Annotated in this window: 1 pseudogene; it reads right to left on the bottom strand. The window is 42.4% G+C overall.

The window, feature by feature from the left end:
• Positions 1-57 precede the first annotated feature (57 nt).
• Positions 58-349: pseudogene (locus tag AB4496_RS27355) on the bottom strand (DNA repair protein); the annotation flags it as partial.

The raw sequence follows: 349 nt of genomic DNA, 5'->3' as shown, positions 1-349 counted from the left end.
GGTACAAAAAAGGCCGCTAATTTAAATAGAGCGGCCTTTAAGTGTTGAGTTAGAGCGTTACCATTTTTTCTTCTGACCGAATAGAGCATCCATGTCATCTTCACGCTCTTTCGATTCCATCTGCTGTAAATCTTCTGCGTTTTTATTTAGGCGCTTCTGATCAAGATCGTCAAGCATCTGTTGTAGCTTGTCTTTCGCTTGATTGGAGTATGCGTCGTTTTTAGTGGCTAATGCATCGATGCCTTTGCGCAACAGTTGAATCGCTGTGCCAGGCTGTCCACGAGATATCGAGTCATTTGCACGTTTGATAACATTCTCGATGTTGATGCGAATTTGGATTGTTTCTAAG

Source organism: Vibrio sp. 10N.222.46.A1, from assembly GCF_041473595.1.
GTDB classification, from domain to species: domain Bacteria; phylum Pseudomonadota; class Gammaproteobacteria; order Enterobacterales; family Vibrionaceae; genus Vibrio; species Vibrio tasmaniensis_A.
The sequence above is the reverse complement of the archived record's forward strand: the minus strand, read 5'-3'. Positions and strand labels throughout refer to the sequence as shown.